The following is a 17,030-nucleotide window of genomic DNA, read 5'->3' as shown; positions in this document are numbered from 1 at the left end:
ACCAATAAATAATAAATATAGATGAGGGAAAAGGGGTTTGAAAATGGATGTAAGATACCCAATTGGAGAATTACAAGTTCCTGAAAAAGTTACATTAGAAAATATTCAAGAATGGCTAAAGGAAATCGAAACGTACACGGTGCGACTTAGAGAAACTGTTGACACTCTAAGTGATGAGGAATTAAACAAAACGTATCGTGAGGGTGCCTGGACAGTTCGCCAGCTTGTTCATCATATTGCAGATTCTCAGTTGAACATGTATCAGCGTTTGAAGCTAGCTTTAACTGATGAGAATCCATTAGTACCAGGTTTTAATGAAGAAAAGTGGGCTATTCAACCGGATACATTGCTTCCAGTAGAAAGTTCTATTAAAATGCTAGAAGGAATAAATGAGCGTATCTTATCTTTAGGGCAAAGTTTAATGGAAGAGCAATTAGATCGAGTATTTACTCACCAAACAAACGGCGAGATAAAAGTGGCCAAAAAAGTGGCAAAATTAGCTTGGCACGAAGAGCATCACTTAGCACATATAAAAATCGCAATATCAAAATGAAATAATATATATAGAAGTTTTACTTAACTAAATAGTGATAAAATATAAAAAGCAGACGGTATAGAAGTGCGATAATGCATTTCTAATTAACCGTCTGCTTTGCTTCTGTTTTTCGAGTAGCAAACATGGTAGAAGAAAAAATAAAAAAGCTAGGTTATACTATAATAATGACTTTATTATTTTAACCAACAGATACACCATAGTGAGAGGATTTGAATTTTTATATGATAGATAATTTTTGGCGTGATTTACCACGACCTTTTTTCGTACTTGCACCAATGGAAGATGTGACCGACGTTGTTTTTCGTCAAGTCGTAAGTAAAGCCGGTAGACCGGATGTGTTTTTTACAGAGTTTACAAACTCAGATAGCTATTGTCATCCAGAGGGCATGAAAAGTGTGCGTGGTCGCTTAATATTCACCGAAGATGAACAGCCAATGGTGGCACATATTTGGGGGGATAATCCCGAATATTTCCGTCAAATGAGTATTGGTATGGCAGAGCTAGGGTTTAAAGGTATCGATATTAATATGGGTTGCCCTGTACCGAATGTGGCAACCAGAGGAAAAGGGAGCGGACTGATCCTCCGTCCAGACGTTGCAGCAGAACTTATACAAGCCGCAAAAGCTGGAGGTTTGCCTGTTAGTGTGAAGACAAGACTTGGTTACACAGAATTAGAAGAGTGGCAGGACTGGCTAACACATATATTAGAGCAAGACATCGCGAATCTTTCCATTCATCTACGCACAAGGAAGGAAATGAGCCAAGCTGATGCGCATTGGGAGCTTATTCCGGAAATTAAAAAATTGCGAGATCGTATTGCACCAAATACTTTGCTAACTATTAACGGTGATATACCTGACCGTCAAAAAGGGTTGGAGCTTGCTGAAAAATACGGTATTGATGGGGTTATGATTGGTCGTGGTATTTTTAAAAATCCTTTTGCTTTCGAAAAAGAACCGAAAGAGCATACTACTAAGGAATACTTGGATCTTCTACGATTGCAACTCGATCTTCAAGATCAATATGCAGCAGATTTGCCACGCTCCATCACTGCACTGCATCGCTTTTTCAAAATTTATGTCAAAGGGTTCCGTGGAGCCGGTGAACTAAGAAATCAATTGATGAACACAAAGTCAACTGATGAAGTGCGTGCATTGCTCGATAGTTTTGAGTCAAAGAATGCTGATGAGACACAAGAATAATTATAATGAAAAAACAGTGAGTAGAATTCCAACTCACTGTTTTTTTTATCTTGATATCAATCAAAAATATAACTGATGACATCTATTGCTTGATCAACGGTTTCTACGGTTACATTTGCCTTGTTTGATAGCTCTTTTAATGGGTGTATTAATGATTCAGGTCTAATGATAATCGTCGGCTTGTTCATGGCAATGGCCGTGCTGGCATCCATTGCTGTATTCCATTGTTTATATTTTTCTCCGAATAAGGCTATGACGATATCGGCTTTTTGCATTAATACTTGTGTTCTGAAGTTGTTTATATTTGATGCTGCATCATCTTTATAAAGGTTTGACGGCTGTTTTCCTAAAATTTCTTCGCCGATATTGTCTGAACGATCATGGTTTGTTTGCGGAGATACAAATAAGAGAGGAAGATTTTTTGCTTTTGCTTTTTTTGCAACTTCTTCTCTCCAATCATCATGAATCTGACCAGCTAAATAAACAGTAAGTTCCATTTTAATTCCTCCAATATTATTTGACTTTCCTTATATTGTATCTAATATAAGGAAGTTTTCAAAGTAAGCGTCAAAGAGGACGTAACATGAAAATATGTTATGTCCTCGATTCTTCATTTTCTTTTCGTCGGTACTTATAAGAACAGTTTTTCTAATTCTAATGGTTCGATATATTCTCCGTCTTTATAAGCACGCATATTACCACCAGAGATTTCATCTATCAGAACAATTTGTTTATCTTCACCAGTACGTCCAAATTCAAGTTTAATATCGTATAACTCAATGTCTTTCTTCGCTAGCTCTTCTTTTACGACATTACTGATTTGCGTTGTAAGTTCTTTTAAAACTTTATATTCCTCTTTAGATAATATTCTAAGCATATCTAAAGCATCTTCACTAATTGGAGGGTCTTCGCGCTCATCGTCCTTAATAGTCACTTCGACAAAAGCATCGAGTGACTGCCCTTCTTCCGCGTATAATCCATATCTACGCAAAAAACTTCCTACAGCACGGTATCGGCATATGACTTCAAGCCCATTTCCGAAAACTTCAGCAGGCTTTACAGTCATCGTCGCCTTTTCAATATCAGCATTCACATAATGAGTTGGGATTTCCTTTTCCTTTAATACTTCAAAAAAGTATTTTGTAAGCTTTAAGCCTGAACGACCAGCACCTTCAATTGTCAAACCAACTGTGTTGGCACCTGGATCAAACACACCGTCAACCCCAGTAACATCATCTTTGAATTGTAGGAGATAGTTGCCATCCTCTAATGCATAAACATCTTTTGTTTTTCCTGTATAAACATGCTTCATGTCAAAACTCCTTTATGATTTTAGCCATAATATTGGATTATCACGCTTTATAGTCATATTAAATGAAATAAATATAGTTGTACATGTATTCTATCGGAGCACCTTAATTTACAGTATCTATTTACATGGAAATACATTAATTGCAGAAACTACTACGACTGCAGTGAAAGTTGGTTCGAGTGAAGGTGGAACTGTCCATTTAGTGTAGGCTTGAACTGAACACAAAACTATGTGAAGATAAATAAAAAAGCGCTTGCTACACAATTAGGAGGAATTACTTTGCCAAAGAATAAAAAGGAACTGCTTGCAGAAGAACGAGAAGAATTGCTTGATATATTGAAGGAACGGTTTGAGAAATATATGGGTCGTCATACTGGTATGGAATGGGCTAATGTCCAAGCAAAGTTAGAAGCAAATAGTGAAAAACTTTGGTCGCTTCATGAGATGGAGAAAACCGATGGTGAGCCGGATGTGGTTGGGTATGATGAGGCAACGGGTGAATATATTTTCTTTGATTGTTCAGCAGAAAGTCCAAAGGGTCGCAGAAGTGTTTGCTTCGACCAGGAAGCTCTAGAGGCTAGAAAAAAACATAAACCTGAAAATAGCGCTGTTAATATGGCAGCTTCTATGGGCATTGAACTATTAACGGAAGAGCAATATCGGGAGTTGCTGAAACTAGGGAAGTTCGATATGAAAACGTCGAGCTGGGTGCAAACACCTGAAAATATTCGTAAATTAGGTGGAGCTATTTTTTGTGATTATCGTTATGATACTGTCTTTGTGTATCATAATGGAGCAGATTCCTATTATGCTGCAAGGGGATTCCGGGGCTCTCTAAGGGTTTAGATATTGTAGGTTATAAATTTGGATTAAGGTGCCAGCTTCTAAAACAATTCAAATTGTATTAGGTCTGACACCTTTTACTATGTACAACAGTTAATAATTAATATATAAATGAGGGTAGTTATGAAAGTTGAAGTTGAAAATACTATGATTAATTTTAATGTTCAGTATGGAAATGGGAAGAAGCTGTCTATACATATAGATTCGGTGGGGTTCATTACTGTAAAAGCGCCAAAAGACAACGGTAAAGAAATGATTATTAATGCAATAGAAAGCAATGGCAAATGGATACTAGAAAAACTCGAGGAAATTGGAAAAGCTCGAGAATTACCTCAGGAAAGAGAGTATCATGCTCATGGCAAGTTCTTGTACATGGGAAAAGAAAGATTTCTTCATGAATTAATAAATTGTAGTGATGTAAATGAAGAGGTACTTAAAAAAAATCTCAAGAAGTTTTATATGACTAGATGTAAGGAAATTGTAGAGAAACGTATAAAAATATATCAAAAACAGCTGAAAGTAAAGCCTAAAATCATTGAAATAGTAGAATCTAAAGTCAAGTGGGGTAGTTGTAGTTCGGATAAAAAGATTACGTTTAATTTTCGTCTTGCTATGGCTCCAATAGAAGTAATCGATTATGTGATAATTCATGAATTATGTCATATAACTCATATGAATCACGATCGATCATTTTGGAGACGTGTTGGGAGTGTTATGCCGGATTATAAAGAGATGGAAGAGTATTTAGCAAGGCACAGTCATTCGATGTTACTTTAAAACAGTCACATTTCTTAAAAAAATGTGGCTGTTTTTTTATTAAAATCTTGCTTTAGAATCATTCACGTTAATTCAAACAAAAGTGAATTTTGTGGTTTCATGTTTGTTTCTGACAAAGGATACGTTATAAATTAATCTCGAATTTTAAGGAGATTATCCAATTTGATGAACAATCTATTATTAACTAAAGATAATCTTTTTTTCACATATTCAATTTTCATCTGCAATACAAATCTAACTAATAATATTCATTGTGCCTTTATCCTCCGTGTACCTTATTTGTTGGCATATTTTAAAGAGAGGGGAAAATTTATATTAATTGGCCTCTTTGATTAATTTATAGGGGGGAGGAATGGACATGCTGTTTTTTGATAATGAAATACAGAAAGTAAGTAAAAAAGTGGGACAGTCGGAATGGAATATAATGCGATTACAAGACCCTCGCATTAATGGACAATTGCTGAAGGATATGATTGCCAGGAAGACGAGAGCAGATGAAGAAGAGATTAATAGAAATCGCTTATTGAACGGAGATAACTGAGTAGTATAAAAAGATGTTGCTTCACCTGGAAAGGTGTGGCTACGTCTTTTTGAAACTATAAAATGCAATCTAGAAATATTTAAAATAAATATCAGTAGAATTCAATTGATTTTTATTAACGAAGAAGGAATAATGAATAGAAACAGCGAATGTTGAGAGACTAGCAAAGAAAAGGAGTGGATATAATGGGCACTAGTAATTCTGCTATTACAGTTGAGGCAATAGTACAAGCACCAGTTGAAAAAGTATGGGAATATTGGACAGAGCCAGAACATATAACAAAGTGGAATAATGCTTCTGAAGATTGGCACACACCACACGCCGAAAATGATTTAAGAGCCGGTGGGAAATTTGTAACTAGAATGGAAGCGAAGGATGGCAGCTTTGGTTTTGATTTTGGAGGGATTTACGATGAAGTGCGTAACCATGAATTTATTTCTTATAAATTAGAGGATGGAAGAGAAGTAGAAATCACTTTTATCCCACAAGGAAACGACACGAAAGTGGTAGAAGTTTTCGATCCAGAAACAACGAATCCAATCGAAATGCAGCAGGAAGGCTGGCAAGCCATTTTAAATAACTTCAAAAAACACGCGGAACAACAATAATTAAAAAAGGTGCCTGGTTCTAATACAATTCTGTATTTAGAGACAGGCGCTTTTTACTAAAGGAGGGGCAAAACATTAGATCTTCAAAGCAAATGATGGAATTAATTTTGACCTATGCAGAAAATGACGAAAGAATTCGAGCAGTTGGACTAAATGGTTCTCGGGCTAACCCGAATGCTCCAAAGGATGTATTCCAGGATTTTGATATTGTTTATCTTGTATCAGATATGAAATCATTTATAGAAGACCGAGAATGGATAGATGTATTCGGGAAACGAATCATTATGCAAACTCCCGAGGAAATGTCCATGTTCCCCCAAACTTTAGGTGGTAGATTCTCCTATCTCATGCTGTTTACGGACGGAAATCGACTTAATCTAACACTTGTTCCGTCAGAGGAAGCAGATAAGTATTGTAAAGAGGATAAGTTAACGGTTATTTTGCTGGACAAGGATGACTGTTTACCAGAAGTTGCATCACCAACAGATGAGGATTATTGGGTAAAGCGTCCTTCTGCTGAATATTTTGCAGATTGCTGCAATGAATTTTGGTGGGTCACTACATATGTGGCAAAGGGACTATGGAGAAGCGAAATTCCTTATGCTCACGAGCATTTAAATACTATTCTTAGACCAATGCTCATCCAAATGCTTGAATGGAAGGTTGGCATAGAACAGGATTATTCCGTTAGTATAGGTAAAAGCGGTAAATACTTGGAGAAATATCTTTCAGAAAAAGAATGGCAAGAGCTCCTCTCTACATTTGCAAGTGGAAGCTATGAAGATGTTTGGAGCGGATTATTTGCAATGGTAAAACTATTTCGAGCTACAGCCGAATTTGTTGCTGATAGATTTGAATTTTACTACTCAAGTGAAGAGTATGAAAAAGTTACTACTTATCTAATGCATATTAAAAACTTATCCCCTACCGCAACGGAAATTTATTAATGAAATCTAAATCTAAATCTAAAGCAAGAAAGTTCAGCAGTGAATTTTCTTGCTTTTATTATTTATCTAAATGATTTTAGCTCGGTAGTAATATATACGAGAAATTATACGCATCCTAATTTAACTTCCATAATCATAATTTTCACAATTTTTTACACTAAACAGCTTGTTTTTAATAAAATTTACAAAACCTTTACAAATGAAGTAGCTAAAATTTACACTAGGCATATATTCTACAATTAGACAAATTTCGTCATCAGAAAATACCTAACATATTTTTTTGGAGGTAAGAAATGATCAGCTTGAAAAAAGTAAAAATCGGACTATTAACACTGTCACTGTCTATACTTACTGTACTATCAGCATGTACGAACGACAATAATGATACACAAGACTCAGGGAGCAATCATGCTACCGTATCTATTTCAGGATCGACATCTGTTGGACCGTTAGCTGAAAAGCTAGCAGCAAAATATACAGAAGAAGACGACACGAATATTGAGATAAATCAAATCGGTTCCTCCGCTGGAATTACGAACGCAATTAGTGGAGTGTCCGAGATTGGGATGTCCTCGCGAGATTTAAAGGACGAAGAAAAAGAGAGTGGCTTGCAAGAAACAGTTATTGCTTACGATGGAATTGTAGTAGTAACTCATCCAACAAACAAAGTTAAAGACCTAACGATGGAGCAGGTTAAACAAGTGTTCACTGGAAAAGTGACAAACTGGAAAGAACTTGGCGGTAAGGATATGGAAATCGTAGTTGTTTCTCGAGAAGATGGATCAGGTTCACGAGATGCGTTCCAAGAAATCGTAGACTATAGCTCTGGTGAGTTAATCAGAAACGCAATCATTGCTAGCGGTAATGGGAATATTAAAACGACCGTTGCAAACAACAAGCATGCAGTTGGTTTTATCTCCTTTGAATATATAGATGAATCCATTTCAACAATCGATATTGATGGAGTAGCAGCTACTGCAGAAAATGTTCTAAAAGAAAAATACAGCCTGTCTAGACCATTTTTGTTTGTTCATAAAGAAGGAAAATTAACCGATGCAGGACAACGTTTTATAGACTTTATCCTAAGTGAAGCTGGACAGAAAATCGCAGCAGAAGCAGGAGCGATTCCAGTACAGTAAATTCAATTTAACAGGAAGACAACAACATAATTTTTGACTTAATTTTGGAGGAATAAGAGTGTCTATCCCAACAACTAACAAGCAAGCAATAGAAATCGGCAAAGCAAACAAAAGGAAATATATGCTTGAGAAAATGTCGCAGCGAGTATTCTTAATCTGTGCGCTTCTCTCTGTAGTAACTTTATTGTTAATCATTGGATTTGTATTTTATAAAGGAGCTCATCCTTTTGTAGCGGAGGGCTATAGCTTTATAGACTTTATATTTGGCAGTGATTGGGTACCGAGTGAAGATAAATTCGGTATATTCCCAATGATTGTTGCATCCATTTTTGCAACAATCGGAGCGCTAATCATTGGTGTTCCAATTGGCTTATTTACTGCTATTTTCTTAGCTGAAATTGCCTCAAGTAGAATCGCCAAAATTATTTCACCAGCTATCCAATTGTTAGCTGGTATCCCATCTGTTTTATACGGGGTATTTGGACTAGCTATTATCGTACCGTTTTTACAAAATACTTTCGGTTTAGTAAAAGGACAAAGCTTAATAGCTGTTATTCTTGTTCTTGCTATCATGATGCTTCCTACTATTGTGACTGTAGCTGAGACAGCAATTCGCGCTGTCCCACAAACCTATCGTGAAGGATCATTAGCTCTTGGAGTATCTCAAATAGGGACTATTTTTAAAGTAATTGTACCAGCAGCTAAATCCGGTATTATGACCGCAATTGTATTAGGCCTAGGTCGTGCAATTGGAGAAACAATGGCAGTTATTTTAGTTGCTGGTAATAGCTTAATCGTACCAACGAGCCTAGGAGATAGTGTTCGACCGCTTACGACGAATATAGCATTAGAAATGGGCTATGCATTTGGGACACATCAGGAAATGTTATTTGCAACCGGTATTGTTTTATTCTCATTTATCTTAATACTAAATTTTGTATTAGCGAAAATAAGTGCAAAGGGAGGTAACTAAGATGAGACAATTTAAAGATAACTTGTTCCGTGGACTTTTATGGTTATCCGCTATCTTATCCGTTGCCGTCCTCGTGATGATTGTTGGGTTTATCTTTTATAAAGGTATTGGCTTGATAAGCTTCGATTTCATCTTTGGTGATTATTCACCAGCTGGTGGTGGTGGTATTTGGCCAATGATTATAACAACTATTTACACAGTTCTAATTTCGTTAGTTATTGCAACGCCAATCGGAATTCTAGCAGCGGTTTATTTGCAGGAATACGCTAAACAAGGGCGATTAGTTAGACTAATACGCTTTGCAACAGAGAGTTTAACAGGGATTCCATCCATCATCTATGGATTGTTTGGAGCCGTATTCTTTGTTACAACCTTAAAATTGGGTATGTCGATTTTAGCAGCTTCCTTGACCTTAACGATTATAGTACTACCTGTTATCATTCGTACAACAGAAGAAGCTTTAAAAACAGTGCCACGTTCGTATCGTGAAGGATCCTTAGCACTAGGGACAACCAAACTACAAACACTATATAAAGTAATATTACCAAGTTCCATGCCGGGGATTTTATCTGGGATTATCCTTTCCGTTGGACGAATCGTTGGAGAATCAGCTGCCATATTCTTAACTGCAGGTACAGTAGCAGCTATGCCAGATAGCATTCTATCTTCAGCTAGAACGTTAACTGTTCATGCATATTTAGTTACACAAGAGTCTGGAGACATTGAACTTGCAGCAGCAGTAGGTATTGTGTTAATCGTAATTATTTTAGCAATCAATCTTTCCGCAACATATATATCGAAAAAATTTAACAAAGCAACCAATAAGTAAGAGTATGTTAACGAAACCACAGCAAAAGAACATGCTGAGCTAACGACCAAAAAAATCGAGTGGGGAAGGTATTTTAGCATATGGAGCAACGTAAACAAGATACAGCAATTATTAATGTAAGAGATTTGAATTTATTCTATGGGGAAAAACAGGCATTATTCGGAGTAGATCTTGCTATTTCTGAAAAAGAGGTTACTGCTTTAATCGGTCCTTCAGGCTGCGGTAAATCTACTTTTTTACGTACATTAAATCGTATGAATGATTTAATCGACGGTGTGAAAATTACAGGAGATGTCGTTATTGATCATGAGAATATTTATAAATCCAATGATGTGATTAAGCTACGTACAAAAGTTGGAATGGTATTTCAAAAGCCAAACTTATTCCCAATGAGTATTTATGACAATGTTGCCTATGGTCCAAGAATGCAGGGTATTAAAAATAAAAAAGAATTAAATATAATTGTTGAAGAAAGTTTGCGTAGTGCAGCGATTTGGGATGAGGTAAAAGATCGTCTTAAAACATCCGCACTTGGTTTATCAGGCGGTCAGCAACAGCGCGTTTGTATAGCGCGTGCGATAGCGATGAAACCTGATATTATTTTAATGGACGAGCCTACTTCTGCGTTAGACCCAATTTCAACGTTAAAAATAGAAGAGCTAATCAACAATATGAAGCGAGATTATACGATTGTCATTGTTACTCATAACATGCAGCAAGCCGCTCGTATCTCTGATAAAACCGCGTTTTTCTTAAATGGAGAAGTAGTTGAATATGATGATACAGATAACATTTTCTCTACACCACAGGATCAAAGAACAGAAGATTACGTAACAGGTCGATTCGGTTAAAGTAAAACATCAATCAATGGGGTATGCTTGTCCCACTGATTCAAAGCGGAACTCAGGCAAATAACGTGCATCGTGCGGCATTGTCTGAGTGACCAACATCCTGTTGGGCCGAACAATTCGGACTTTTAGGGGCAGTTAATCTCCCACTTACGCTTTTTTGTGCTTCAACCAAGCCATGAAGAGGGAGTCTTACGACGTACTGGAAGTACTAGTGCCGATCTCGTCGCCACAGGACGTGGTGAATTTAATCGGTCAGCGCGTAAATGTGGATAATAGGAGGGTACAAATGAGCATCCGTGTAAACTTTGAAAATAATTTAGACGAACTAAAAAGTAAAATTACTGAAATGGGTGAACTTTCCATTGTAGCTCTCGAAAAATCTTTTAAAGCTTTAAAAACACAAGATGTAGAAATTGCTTTAAAGGTTATTGAGGGTGATACAGCAATTGATAAACTGGAAACAGAGATTAATCAGTTCACCATTTGGATTATGGCAAAAGAAGCACCTGTTTCTAGAGACTTACGGGAGATTATTGGTATCCTTAAAATCTCCTCTGAAATCGAGCGAGTGGCGGATTTTGCGGTTAATATTGCAAAAGCAACGATTAAAATCGGAAAGCCTACCCCTTTACTAAATATTACGCATCTAGAGCAGATGAAGGATTTATCGATTGAAATGCTCAAAAAAGCACTGCAATCTTTTTTAGAGGAAAAAATTCTACTTGCGAAAGAAGTTGCCGACCTAGAGGATGAGGTCGATCAACATAGCAGGGAAACTTATAAAAAACTTACTGCTTATCTTAGTGAGCATCCAGAAGAAACTAACCAGCTCGTACAATTATTATTCATCAATCGTTTTCTGGAGAGAACAGCAGACCATATAACAAATATTGCTGAAAGTACTGCATATTTGATAAAAGGTCAAATTTATGATTTCAATTCATAATTAATAAATATAGATACTGGAGGGGAAATGTGAAATTTTCTTCTCCAGTTTTTTAATACTAGCTCAAATTATAGAAGAAGTGCTATTCTAATAATAATTATAGGAGGCTTTTAAATGGAGAATAATGATATATTAATCAGATTGAGATATGCCTTAGATATTAAAAATAAGGACATGGTAGAGATTTTTAAACTTGGTGGCGTGGAAGTCACAAAGGAAGAGGTACTCAAAATTCTTACGAAATCAAAAGAAGATGATGGCGATGAAGAAGTAGTGGATGATGACAACCATATGAAGTGTAATAATAAAATGCTGGAGTCATTTTTGAATGGTCACATCACTTATAAAAGAGGAAAACAGGATCCTAAACCAGAGCAGCCAGCTAGTCCTGAGCTAACTGAGCAGCAGAAGGACCATGTGAATAATATGCTATTGAAGAAGCTCAAGGTAGCACTGCAATTAACAACAGAGGATATGCTAGATATTTTAGATGATGGTGGTATCGCTGTTTCAAAAGGGGAACTAGGCGCCATTTTACGAAAGCCTGGTCACCGTAATTATAAAGAATGCGGGGATAATTTCGCCCGCAAATTCTTAAAAGGTCTAGCGGTGAAATATAGAGGTTAAAGTTTAATGAACTACTATTATGAAAAATGAGCTTGGAGAAGAATATCCGAGCTCATTTTTTTGTCTTTTTTAGTTTTTCCAATCCTTAAAATCCTCTATTTCTCCCAAAGCTCCATCAGTCGACCTTCAGGATCTTTAATCCAAATAAACTTTCCATATTCGCTAATCTCTTTTTCCTTTTCAAGTGGTACACCAATGTCTTCAAGATGTTTGATAGTCTCGTTCAAATCATGTACTTGAAAATTTAACATCACTTGTTGTTCAGTTGGAAAGTAACTGTCATTCTCTGTAAAAAAAGAAAAGATAGTCTCATTTCCTAATTGAGGTTTAATAACTGTCCCATTCCAGCTTTCTATTTCTTCAATCTTTAGTACTTCACTGTACCATTTTTTTATAACTTCCATATTCTTAGTTCTCCAAAATATTCCTCCAAAACCTTTTATCATTTTTACTAACCCCTGTCTGTTTTTGATTTTTAGTTTTTCAATTCAATTATAGATTTAATCTAACTGCTTATGTCCGACTAGTGAATAAAGGAAAAGATCGCCTTTATTGTAATTCTTTCATGGCTTTTCAGAGCTAACATAGTCGCTTGCGCATTTGTTCTTTCAACTGATAAACAAACCATTTACATCACTGTATGAGTAAAATGTGAAATAAAAAATCCCAATCTTATCTTAGACTAACTTGTCCCCATATAATAAATTCAACAATTAGGACGTCAATCCCTTCCTGGAACAACGCTGCCGTTGGTTCATAAAATTAAGTTATAGGTCGCAGTTTTATGAAGTTTCTCATATCATTAGGAAGTCTGTAGTTAAAAGTAGGATTTTCGTGTATTAAATGAATATCACTTGCGACATAAACCTTTTCTTTAAAGAGAGCCAAGTAAAAAAAGAGCGAATTCTGGTGTAGATCGAATTCGCTCTTTTTTCTTATAATGAGACTGTTTCTAAATGTGAAGATAATACATTTTGCAATGTGCTAAGCTCCTCGGCGTTTAATGGAATCATTGGTAGGCGTACACCACCTACAGGAATTCCTTTTAAATTTAAAGCAGTTTTTACAGGTGTCGGGTTTGGTGCAGCAAATAATGCCTTCATAATCGGTAATAACGTGCGGTGATCACTAGCAGCCTCTTTTATATTGCCACTGTTGAATTTTGCAATCATCGCTTGCATTTCGTTTCCGATAACATGAGATGCTACGGAAATGACACCTGCACCTCCAATCGATAGTACTGGAATTGTTAACCCATCGTCGCCGCTATAGAGGGAAAAGTCTTCGCGTGTATTGCTGATGATTTCAGCCATTGTATCTAAGTTGCCGCTAGCTTCCTTTATCGATACGATATTAGGTATTTGAGACAGGCGGATTACTGTATCAACCGTCATATTGACTACACTACGACCTGGAATATTGTATAGCATAATCGGCAGGGATGTAGCTGCTGCAATTGCTTTGAAATGCTGGTACATGCCTTCTTGTGATGGCTTGTTGTAATAAGGAACAACTAGCATAATACCATCGACACCTGCATCAGTTGCACGTTTTGTTAGCTCGATGGACGCTTTTGTATTATACGAGCCAGTTCCAGCAATTACAGGAACTCTTCCATTCACAACCTCCACAGTAAATTTAAACAATTGAACTTTTTCTTCCTCCGTTAATGTCGGAGACTCTCCAGTTGTACCAGATACAACTAATCCTTCTGTTCCATTATCGATTAAGTAATTTATTAAGTTTCGTGTAGCTGGAAAGTCAATCTCTTCGTTATGATCAAAAGGAGTCACCATTGCCGTTAATATTTGTCCAAAATTCATAACTTCTCCACATCCTATAATTTATTATTAAAAATTCAGGGAGAAGGGCATTTTTCAGTAGACGCAAAAAAGCAACAACGAGGGCTCGTTGCTGCAATAGAAATAAAGTAATATTTCTGTGCGTAAGATAGCCCTCCATATAGTCTCCTATATGACAATCCAGTGTTTGTTCAACAACAGAACCAGCTTCAAGAAAAATGAGATTCTTTCAACTTCGGCAAATTCCCCTTTCCACAAATGTCACAGGATCTCATTCTCCTCCAAAAGTGTACTGATGGTTTTTGCGCCTCTATCCTTACTTCAAATGTATTTGAAATAAGAGAATATTTAATTACTAAAATAATACATGGTTTTTCCTACTATTGCAACAGATTACATGTAAAATAAATATAAAGCTATTAGAGGTAAGTTCTAATAATAAGTTTCTCACGAAATAACCATACTATACTAGAGGTGAAAAGGATGTATAAATTATTGTCTCATAATGATTTAGATGGCGTCGGATGTGGCATCTTAGCAAAGCTTGCTTTTGGTGAGCAAGTGAAGGTGCGCTATAATTCGATTTCTTCACTTAATCGAGAGATTGAATATTTTTTAGAAAATGATGAGCCGGATACGTTTTTATTTATAACGGATTTGACTCCAAACGAAGAGAATGAAAAAAAGTTAAATGATTTTTACAATGCAAAAGGAAAGCTCCAATTAATTGACCATCACAAATCTGCTCTCCATTTTAATGATTATGACTGGGGTTATATTTCAGTAGAAAACTCTGAAGGAAAATTAACCTCCGCTACTTCATTATTATATGAATATCTTGTTAATAATGAACTGTTGAAACCAACTGCTGCGCTTTCGGAGTTTGTAGAGTTAGTTAGACAGTATGATACATGGGAATGGGAGAAGAACGGAAACAAGCGTGCCCATTCACTAAATTCCCTTTTCTATTTAATAGCTATAGAAGAATTTGAAGAAAAGATGTTAGAGCGTCTCCGTACTAGTGAGACCTTCAATTTTGATGAATTTGAAAAGAAAATATTACTTATGGAAGAAGACAAGATTGACCGCTATATTCGCAGAAAGAAAAAAGAGATTGTCCAGGCGAAAGTAGGAGAACATTTAGCTGGTGTTGTATATGCAGAAACGTATCATTCAGAGCTTGGCAATGAACTAGGTAAAGAAAATCCGCATCTCGACTATATAGCAATTGTAATTATGGGAGGGAAAAGAATCTCTCTTCGTACAATTTATGACCATATCGATGTATCTAAAATTGCTGGACAGTTTGGCGGTGGGGGGCATCAAAAAGCATCTGGCTGTAATTTAACAGAGGAAGCCTATAAGTTATTTGTTTTGGACACATTCCACCTGTCACCGATTTTGGAAGATGCAAAAAGAAATCAATATAATTTGAAACAATCATCCTTTGGTTCGTTTTATAAAAATAGAAATAATGAAACGTTCATCTTATATTCTAAAAATGGGGTCGATTGGATTCTGGAAAAAGATAAAGTAGCAATCGAAAAAACCTTTACTAGCTTTGAAGAAGGGGAGCGTTTCTTAAAGCGGAACTACGAGGCAGCTTTAGTTAGAGACGAACTTTTCGTCGATTACTTAATGAGTGAAGTGAAAAAAAGAGAGAACTCCTGATACGGAGAATTTTAGGCGGACATAAAATGTATATTGCTTAAGTTACTTTCGCTCAGTCATTGAATACTCGCTTTCAGAAAGTTGATACTCTCGGAAGGACCTTGCTACTCGTCTTCAAGGTAACTTTACTCGCTCTTCACCTTGATTTATTTACGTAACTGAATATTTATCCAAATGACACTCCTTCTAATGAAACTGGAAAATTGAATATAAATTGAATGATAAGGTATCATTAAGCCGAGAGACTTATTTAGAAAATAATAAGACTGCAGAATTGAAGGAGGCAAATCATATGGAAATTGGAATAACAACGTTTGTTGAAACAACTCCGGATGTAAAAACGGGTAAAATAATTAGCCATGCAGAGCGTATTCGAGAGGTTATAGAAGAGATTGTATTAGCGGACCAGGTAGGCTTGGATGTATTTGGGGTGGGAGAGCATCATCGAAAGGATTATGCCGCTTCTGCACCAGCAGTTCTTTTAGCTGCAGCTGCTTCACGGACGAAGCAAATTAGACTCACAAGCGCCGTTACAGTACTTTCTTCGGATGACCCAGTGCGAGTATTTGAGGAATTTTCTACATTAGATGCTATTTCCAATGGTCGTGCAGAAATAATGGCTGGACGTGGTTCCTTTATCGAATCCTTCCCTCTTTTTGGATATGATTTAAAAGACTATGATGAATTATATGATGAGAAGCTCGATTTGCTATTGAAAATACGTGAGTCTGAAATGGTCACATGGAGTGGTAAGCATCGTGCTGCTATTCAGAATCGTGGAGTTTATCCACGTCCTGAACAAAATCCGCTACCAGTTTGGATCGCTAGTGGTGGTACTCCGCAATCAGTTGCTCGCGCCGGTTTCCTAGGATTACCACTAGTTTTGGCGATTATTGGTGGAAGTCCACTACAGTTTGAGCCACTCGTGAAGCTTTATAAAAAAGCGGCTACTCAAGCCGGACATGATGTATCGAAGTTAACAGTTGCATCACACTCTCATGGCTTTGTTGCAGAAACTACAGACATTGCTGTAGATAAATTTTTCGCACCTACACAGCAAGCGATGAATGTTTTAGGAAGAGAACGTGGTTGGGGTCCGTATACACGTTCTACCTTCGATGCTGCACGTAGCTTAGAAGGCGCTTTATATGTAGGAGATGTAGAAACAGTTGCAGAAAAAATTATTTTCCTTCGTAAAAATGTTGGAATCACACGCTTCATGCTTCATGTGCCAGTTGGGTCAATGCCCCATGAAGATGTGATGAAGGCAATCGAATTGCTAGGTAAAGAAGTTGCGCCGATTGTTCGTACAGAAGTAGATAGATGGGAAGCAGCTGGTGAAAGTAATTAATTTATTTCGTCTGTAATAAACATATAAGGAGAAATAAGAAGGGAACGGGTATCGT

The 17,030-nt window shown here is 36.6% G+C and carries 19 protein-coding genes and 1 riboswitch; of the genes, 15 read left to right on the top strand and 4 right to left on the bottom strand.

Features of this window, described 5'->3' with window-relative positions:
* Nucleotides 1–43 precede the first annotated feature (43 nt).
* Together ACIQX2_RS18060 and ACIQX2_RS18055 are read left to right on the top strand one after the other, a co-directional pair.
* A complete protein-coding gene (locus ACIQX2_RS18060) occupies nucleotides 44–553 on the top strand; it encodes a YfiT family bacillithiol transferase (RefSeq protein WP_402853651.1) in 510 nt (169 codons plus the stop codon).
* Nucleotides 554–777: 224 nt separating this feature from the next.
* Nucleotides 778–1,758, top strand: coding sequence for a tRNA dihydrouridine synthase (locus ACIQX2_RS18055; protein WP_402853649.1), 981 nt, complete (start codon nucleotides 778–780; stop codon nucleotides 1,756–1,758).
* A 56-nt stretch (nucleotides 1,759–1,814) separates the two neighbouring features.
* On the opposite strand, the gene ACIQX2_RS18050 is transcribed toward ACIQX2_RS18055, so the two are convergent.
* Together ACIQX2_RS18050 and ACIQX2_RS18045 are read right to left on the bottom strand one after the other, a co-directional pair.
* Complete coding sequence (locus tag ACIQX2_RS18050; RefSeq protein ID WP_402853646.1) at nucleotides 1,815–2,255, bottom strand: YtoQ family protein; 441 nt, start codon at nucleotides 2,253–2,255, stop codon at nucleotides 1,815–1,817.
* A 134-nt stretch (nucleotides 2,256–2,389) separates the two neighbouring features.
* The gene (locus tag ACIQX2_RS18045) at nucleotides 2,390–3,070 is read right to left on the bottom strand and encodes a phosphoribosylaminoimidazolesuccinocarboxamide synthase (RefSeq protein ID WP_402853644.1); all 681 of its coding nucleotides are present in this window, start codon (nucleotides 3,068–3,070) and stop codon (nucleotides 2,390–2,392) included.
* Nucleotides 3,071–3,349: 279 nt separating this feature from the next.
* Between ACIQX2_RS18045 and ACIQX2_RS18040 the strand changes: the two genes are divergently transcribed.
* The 11 genes from ACIQX2_RS18040 (at nucleotide 3,350) to ACIQX2_RS17990 (ending at nucleotide 12,151) form a co-directional block, all read left to right on the top strand.
* Nucleotides 3,350–3,916 (top strand): DUF4256 domain-containing protein, encoded by a 567-nt coding sequence (locus ACIQX2_RS18040; RefSeq protein WP_402853642.1) that lies wholly within the window; start codon nucleotides 3,350–3,352, stop codon nucleotides 3,914–3,916.
* A gap of 120 nt (nucleotides 3,917–4,036) precedes the next feature.
* Complete coding sequence (locus ACIQX2_RS18035) at nucleotides 4,037–4,690, top strand: M48 family metallopeptidase (RefSeq protein ID WP_402853640.1); 654 nt, start codon at nucleotides 4,037–4,039, stop codon at nucleotides 4,688–4,690.
* A 352-nt stretch (nucleotides 4,691–5,042) separates the two neighbouring features.
* A complete protein-coding gene (locus tag ACIQX2_RS18030; RefSeq protein WP_402853637.1) occupies nucleotides 5,043–5,231 on the top strand; it encodes a hypothetical protein in 189 nt (62 codons plus the stop codon).
* A gap of 185 nt (nucleotides 5,232–5,416) precedes the next feature.
* The gene (locus ACIQX2_RS18025; RefSeq protein ID WP_402853634.1) at nucleotides 5,417–5,839 is read left to right on the top strand and encodes an SRPBCC family protein; all 423 of its coding nucleotides are present in this window, start codon (nucleotides 5,417–5,419) and stop codon (nucleotides 5,837–5,839) included.
* A 74-nt stretch (nucleotides 5,840–5,913) separates the two neighbouring features.
* Nucleotides 5,914–6,786 (top strand): aminoglycoside 6-adenylyltransferase, encoded by an 873-nt coding sequence (locus ACIQX2_RS18020; protein ID WP_402853787.1) that lies wholly within the window; start codon nucleotides 5,914–5,916, stop codon nucleotides 6,784–6,786.
* 293 nt (nucleotides 6,787–7,079) lie between these two features.
* The gene (locus tag ACIQX2_RS18015) at nucleotides 7,080–7,925 is read left to right on the top strand and encodes a phosphate ABC transporter substrate-binding protein (RefSeq protein WP_402853631.1); all 846 of its coding nucleotides are present in this window, start codon (nucleotides 7,080–7,082) and stop codon (nucleotides 7,923–7,925) included.
* A 58-nt stretch (nucleotides 7,926–7,983) separates the two neighbouring features.
* Nucleotides 7,984–8,898, top strand: a complete 915-nt coding sequence (gene pstC / locus ACIQX2_RS18010; protein ID WP_402853628.1) for a phosphate ABC transporter permease subunit PstC — start codon at nucleotides 7,984–7,986, stop codon at nucleotides 8,896–8,898.
* A gap of 1 nt (nucleotide 8,899) precedes the next feature.
* A complete protein-coding gene (gene pstA, locus ACIQX2_RS18005; protein WP_402853625.1) occupies nucleotides 8,900–9,727 on the top strand; it encodes a phosphate ABC transporter permease PstA in 828 nt (275 codons plus the stop codon).
* 80 nt (nucleotides 9,728–9,807) lie between these two features.
* A complete protein-coding gene (pstB, locus tag ACIQX2_RS18000; protein ID WP_402853622.1) occupies nucleotides 9,808–10,578 on the top strand; it encodes a phosphate ABC transporter ATP-binding protein PstB in 771 nt (256 codons plus the stop codon).
* A 286-nt stretch (nucleotides 10,579–10,864) separates the two neighbouring features.
* A complete protein-coding gene (gene phoU, locus ACIQX2_RS17995) occupies nucleotides 10,865–11,524 on the top strand; it encodes a phosphate signaling complex protein PhoU (protein ID WP_402853619.1) in 660 nt (219 codons plus the stop codon).
* A gap of 114 nt (nucleotides 11,525–11,638) precedes the next feature.
* Complete coding sequence (locus tag ACIQX2_RS17990) at nucleotides 11,639–12,151, top strand: YehS family protein (protein ID WP_402853617.1); 513 nt, start codon at nucleotides 11,639–11,641, stop codon at nucleotides 12,149–12,151.
* A 95-nt stretch (nucleotides 12,152–12,246) separates the two neighbouring features.
* Here the strand turns inward: ACIQX2_RS17990 and ACIQX2_RS17985 are convergent, their stop codons facing one another.
* Both ACIQX2_RS17985 and dapA read right to left on the bottom strand, forming a co-directional pair.
* The gene (locus ACIQX2_RS17985; protein WP_402853614.1) at nucleotides 12,247–12,597 is read right to left on the bottom strand and encodes a VOC family protein; all 351 of its coding nucleotides are present in this window, start codon (nucleotides 12,595–12,597) and stop codon (nucleotides 12,247–12,249) included.
* A 489-nt stretch (nucleotides 12,598–13,086) separates the two neighbouring features.
* On the bottom strand, nucleotides 13,087–13,974 hold the full coding sequence (gene dapA, locus ACIQX2_RS17980; RefSeq protein ID WP_402853611.1) for a 4-hydroxy-tetrahydrodipicolinate synthase: 888 nt from the start codon (nucleotides 13,972–13,974) through the stop codon (nucleotides 13,087–13,089).
* Nucleotides 13,975–14,094: 120 nt separating this feature from the next.
* Nucleotides 14,095–14,274: riboswitch (Lysine riboswitch) on the bottom strand.
* Between the two features lie 162 nt (nucleotides 14,275–14,436).
* Here dapA and ACIQX2_RS17975 point away from each other — a divergent pair.
* Together ACIQX2_RS17975 and ACIQX2_RS17970 are read left to right on the top strand one after the other, a co-directional pair.
* The gene (locus ACIQX2_RS17975; protein WP_402853608.1) at nucleotides 14,437–15,624 is read left to right on the top strand and encodes a DHH family phosphoesterase; all 1,188 of its coding nucleotides are present in this window, start codon (nucleotides 14,437–14,439) and stop codon (nucleotides 15,622–15,624) included.
* 292 nt (nucleotides 15,625–15,916) lie between these two features.
* Complete coding sequence (locus ACIQX2_RS17970) at nucleotides 15,917–16,975, top strand: LLM class flavin-dependent oxidoreductase (RefSeq protein ID WP_402853605.1); 1,059 nt, start codon at nucleotides 15,917–15,919, stop codon at nucleotides 16,973–16,975.
* The last annotated feature ends 55 nt before the right edge of the window (nucleotides 16,976–17,030 follow it).

It is taken from the genome of Psychrobacillus sp. NPDC096623 (assembly GCF_044762655.1).
Classification (GTDB): domain Bacteria; phylum Bacillota; class Bacilli; order Bacillales_A; family Planococcaceae; genus Psychrobacillus.
The sequence above is the reverse complement of the archived record's forward strand: the minus strand, read 5'-3'. Positions and strand labels throughout refer to the sequence as shown.

Bases quoted from the DNA above. Each gene is read 5' to 3' on its own strand.
- ACIQX2_RS18035 (WP_402853640.1), top strand. From the start codon at position 4,037: ATGAAAGTTGAAGTTGAAAATACTATGATTAATTTTAATGTTCAGTAT.
- ACIQX2_RS17985 (WP_402853614.1), bottom strand. From the start codon at position 12,597: ATGATAAAAGGTTTTGGAGGAATATTTTGGAGAACTAAGAATATGGAA.
- ACIQX2_RS18050 (WP_402853646.1), bottom strand. From the start codon at position 2,255: ATGGAACTTACTGTTTATTTAGCTGGTCAGATTCATGATGATTGGAGA.
- ACIQX2_RS18045 (WP_402853644.1), bottom strand. From the start codon at position 3,070: ATGAAGCATGTTTATACAGGAAAAACAAAAGATGTTTATGCATTAGAG.
- phoU (WP_402853619.1), top strand. From the start codon at position 10,865: ATGAGCATCCGTGTAAACTTTGAAAATAATTTAGACGAACTAAAAAGT.
- ACIQX2_RS18015 (WP_402853631.1), top strand. From the start codon at position 7,080: ATGATCAGCTTGAAAAAAGTAAAAATCGGACTATTAACACTGTCACTG.
- pstA (WP_402853625.1), top strand. From the start codon at position 8,900: ATGAGACAATTTAAAGATAACTTGTTCCGTGGACTTTTATGGTTATCC.
- ACIQX2_RS18060 (WP_402853651.1), top strand. From the start codon at position 44: ATGGATGTAAGATACCCAATTGGAGAATTACAAGTTCCTGAAAAAGTT.
- ACIQX2_RS17990 (WP_402853617.1), top strand. From the start codon at position 11,639: ATGGAGAATAATGATATATTAATCAGATTGAGATATGCCTTAGATATT.
- ACIQX2_RS18030 (WP_402853637.1), top strand. From the start codon at position 5,043: ATGGACATGCTGTTTTTTGATAATGAAATACAGAAAGTAAGTAAAAAA.
- ACIQX2_RS18025 (WP_402853634.1), top strand. From the start codon at position 5,417: ATGGGCACTAGTAATTCTGCTATTACAGTTGAGGCAATAGTACAAGCA.
- pstB (WP_402853622.1), top strand. From the start codon at position 9,808: ATGGAGCAACGTAAACAAGATACAGCAATTATTAATGTAAGAGATTTG.
- ACIQX2_RS17970 (WP_402853605.1), top strand. From the start codon at position 15,917: ATGGAAATTGGAATAACAACGTTTGTTGAAACAACTCCGGATGTAAAA.
- ACIQX2_RS18055 (WP_402853649.1), top strand. From the start codon at position 778: ATGATAGATAATTTTTGGCGTGATTTACCACGACCTTTTTTCGTACTT.
- ACIQX2_RS17975 (WP_402853608.1), top strand. From the start codon at position 14,437: ATGTATAAATTATTGTCTCATAATGATTTAGATGGCGTCGGATGTGGC.
- dapA (WP_402853611.1), bottom strand. From the start codon at position 13,974: ATGAATTTTGGACAAATATTAACGGCAATGGTGACTCCTTTTGATCAT.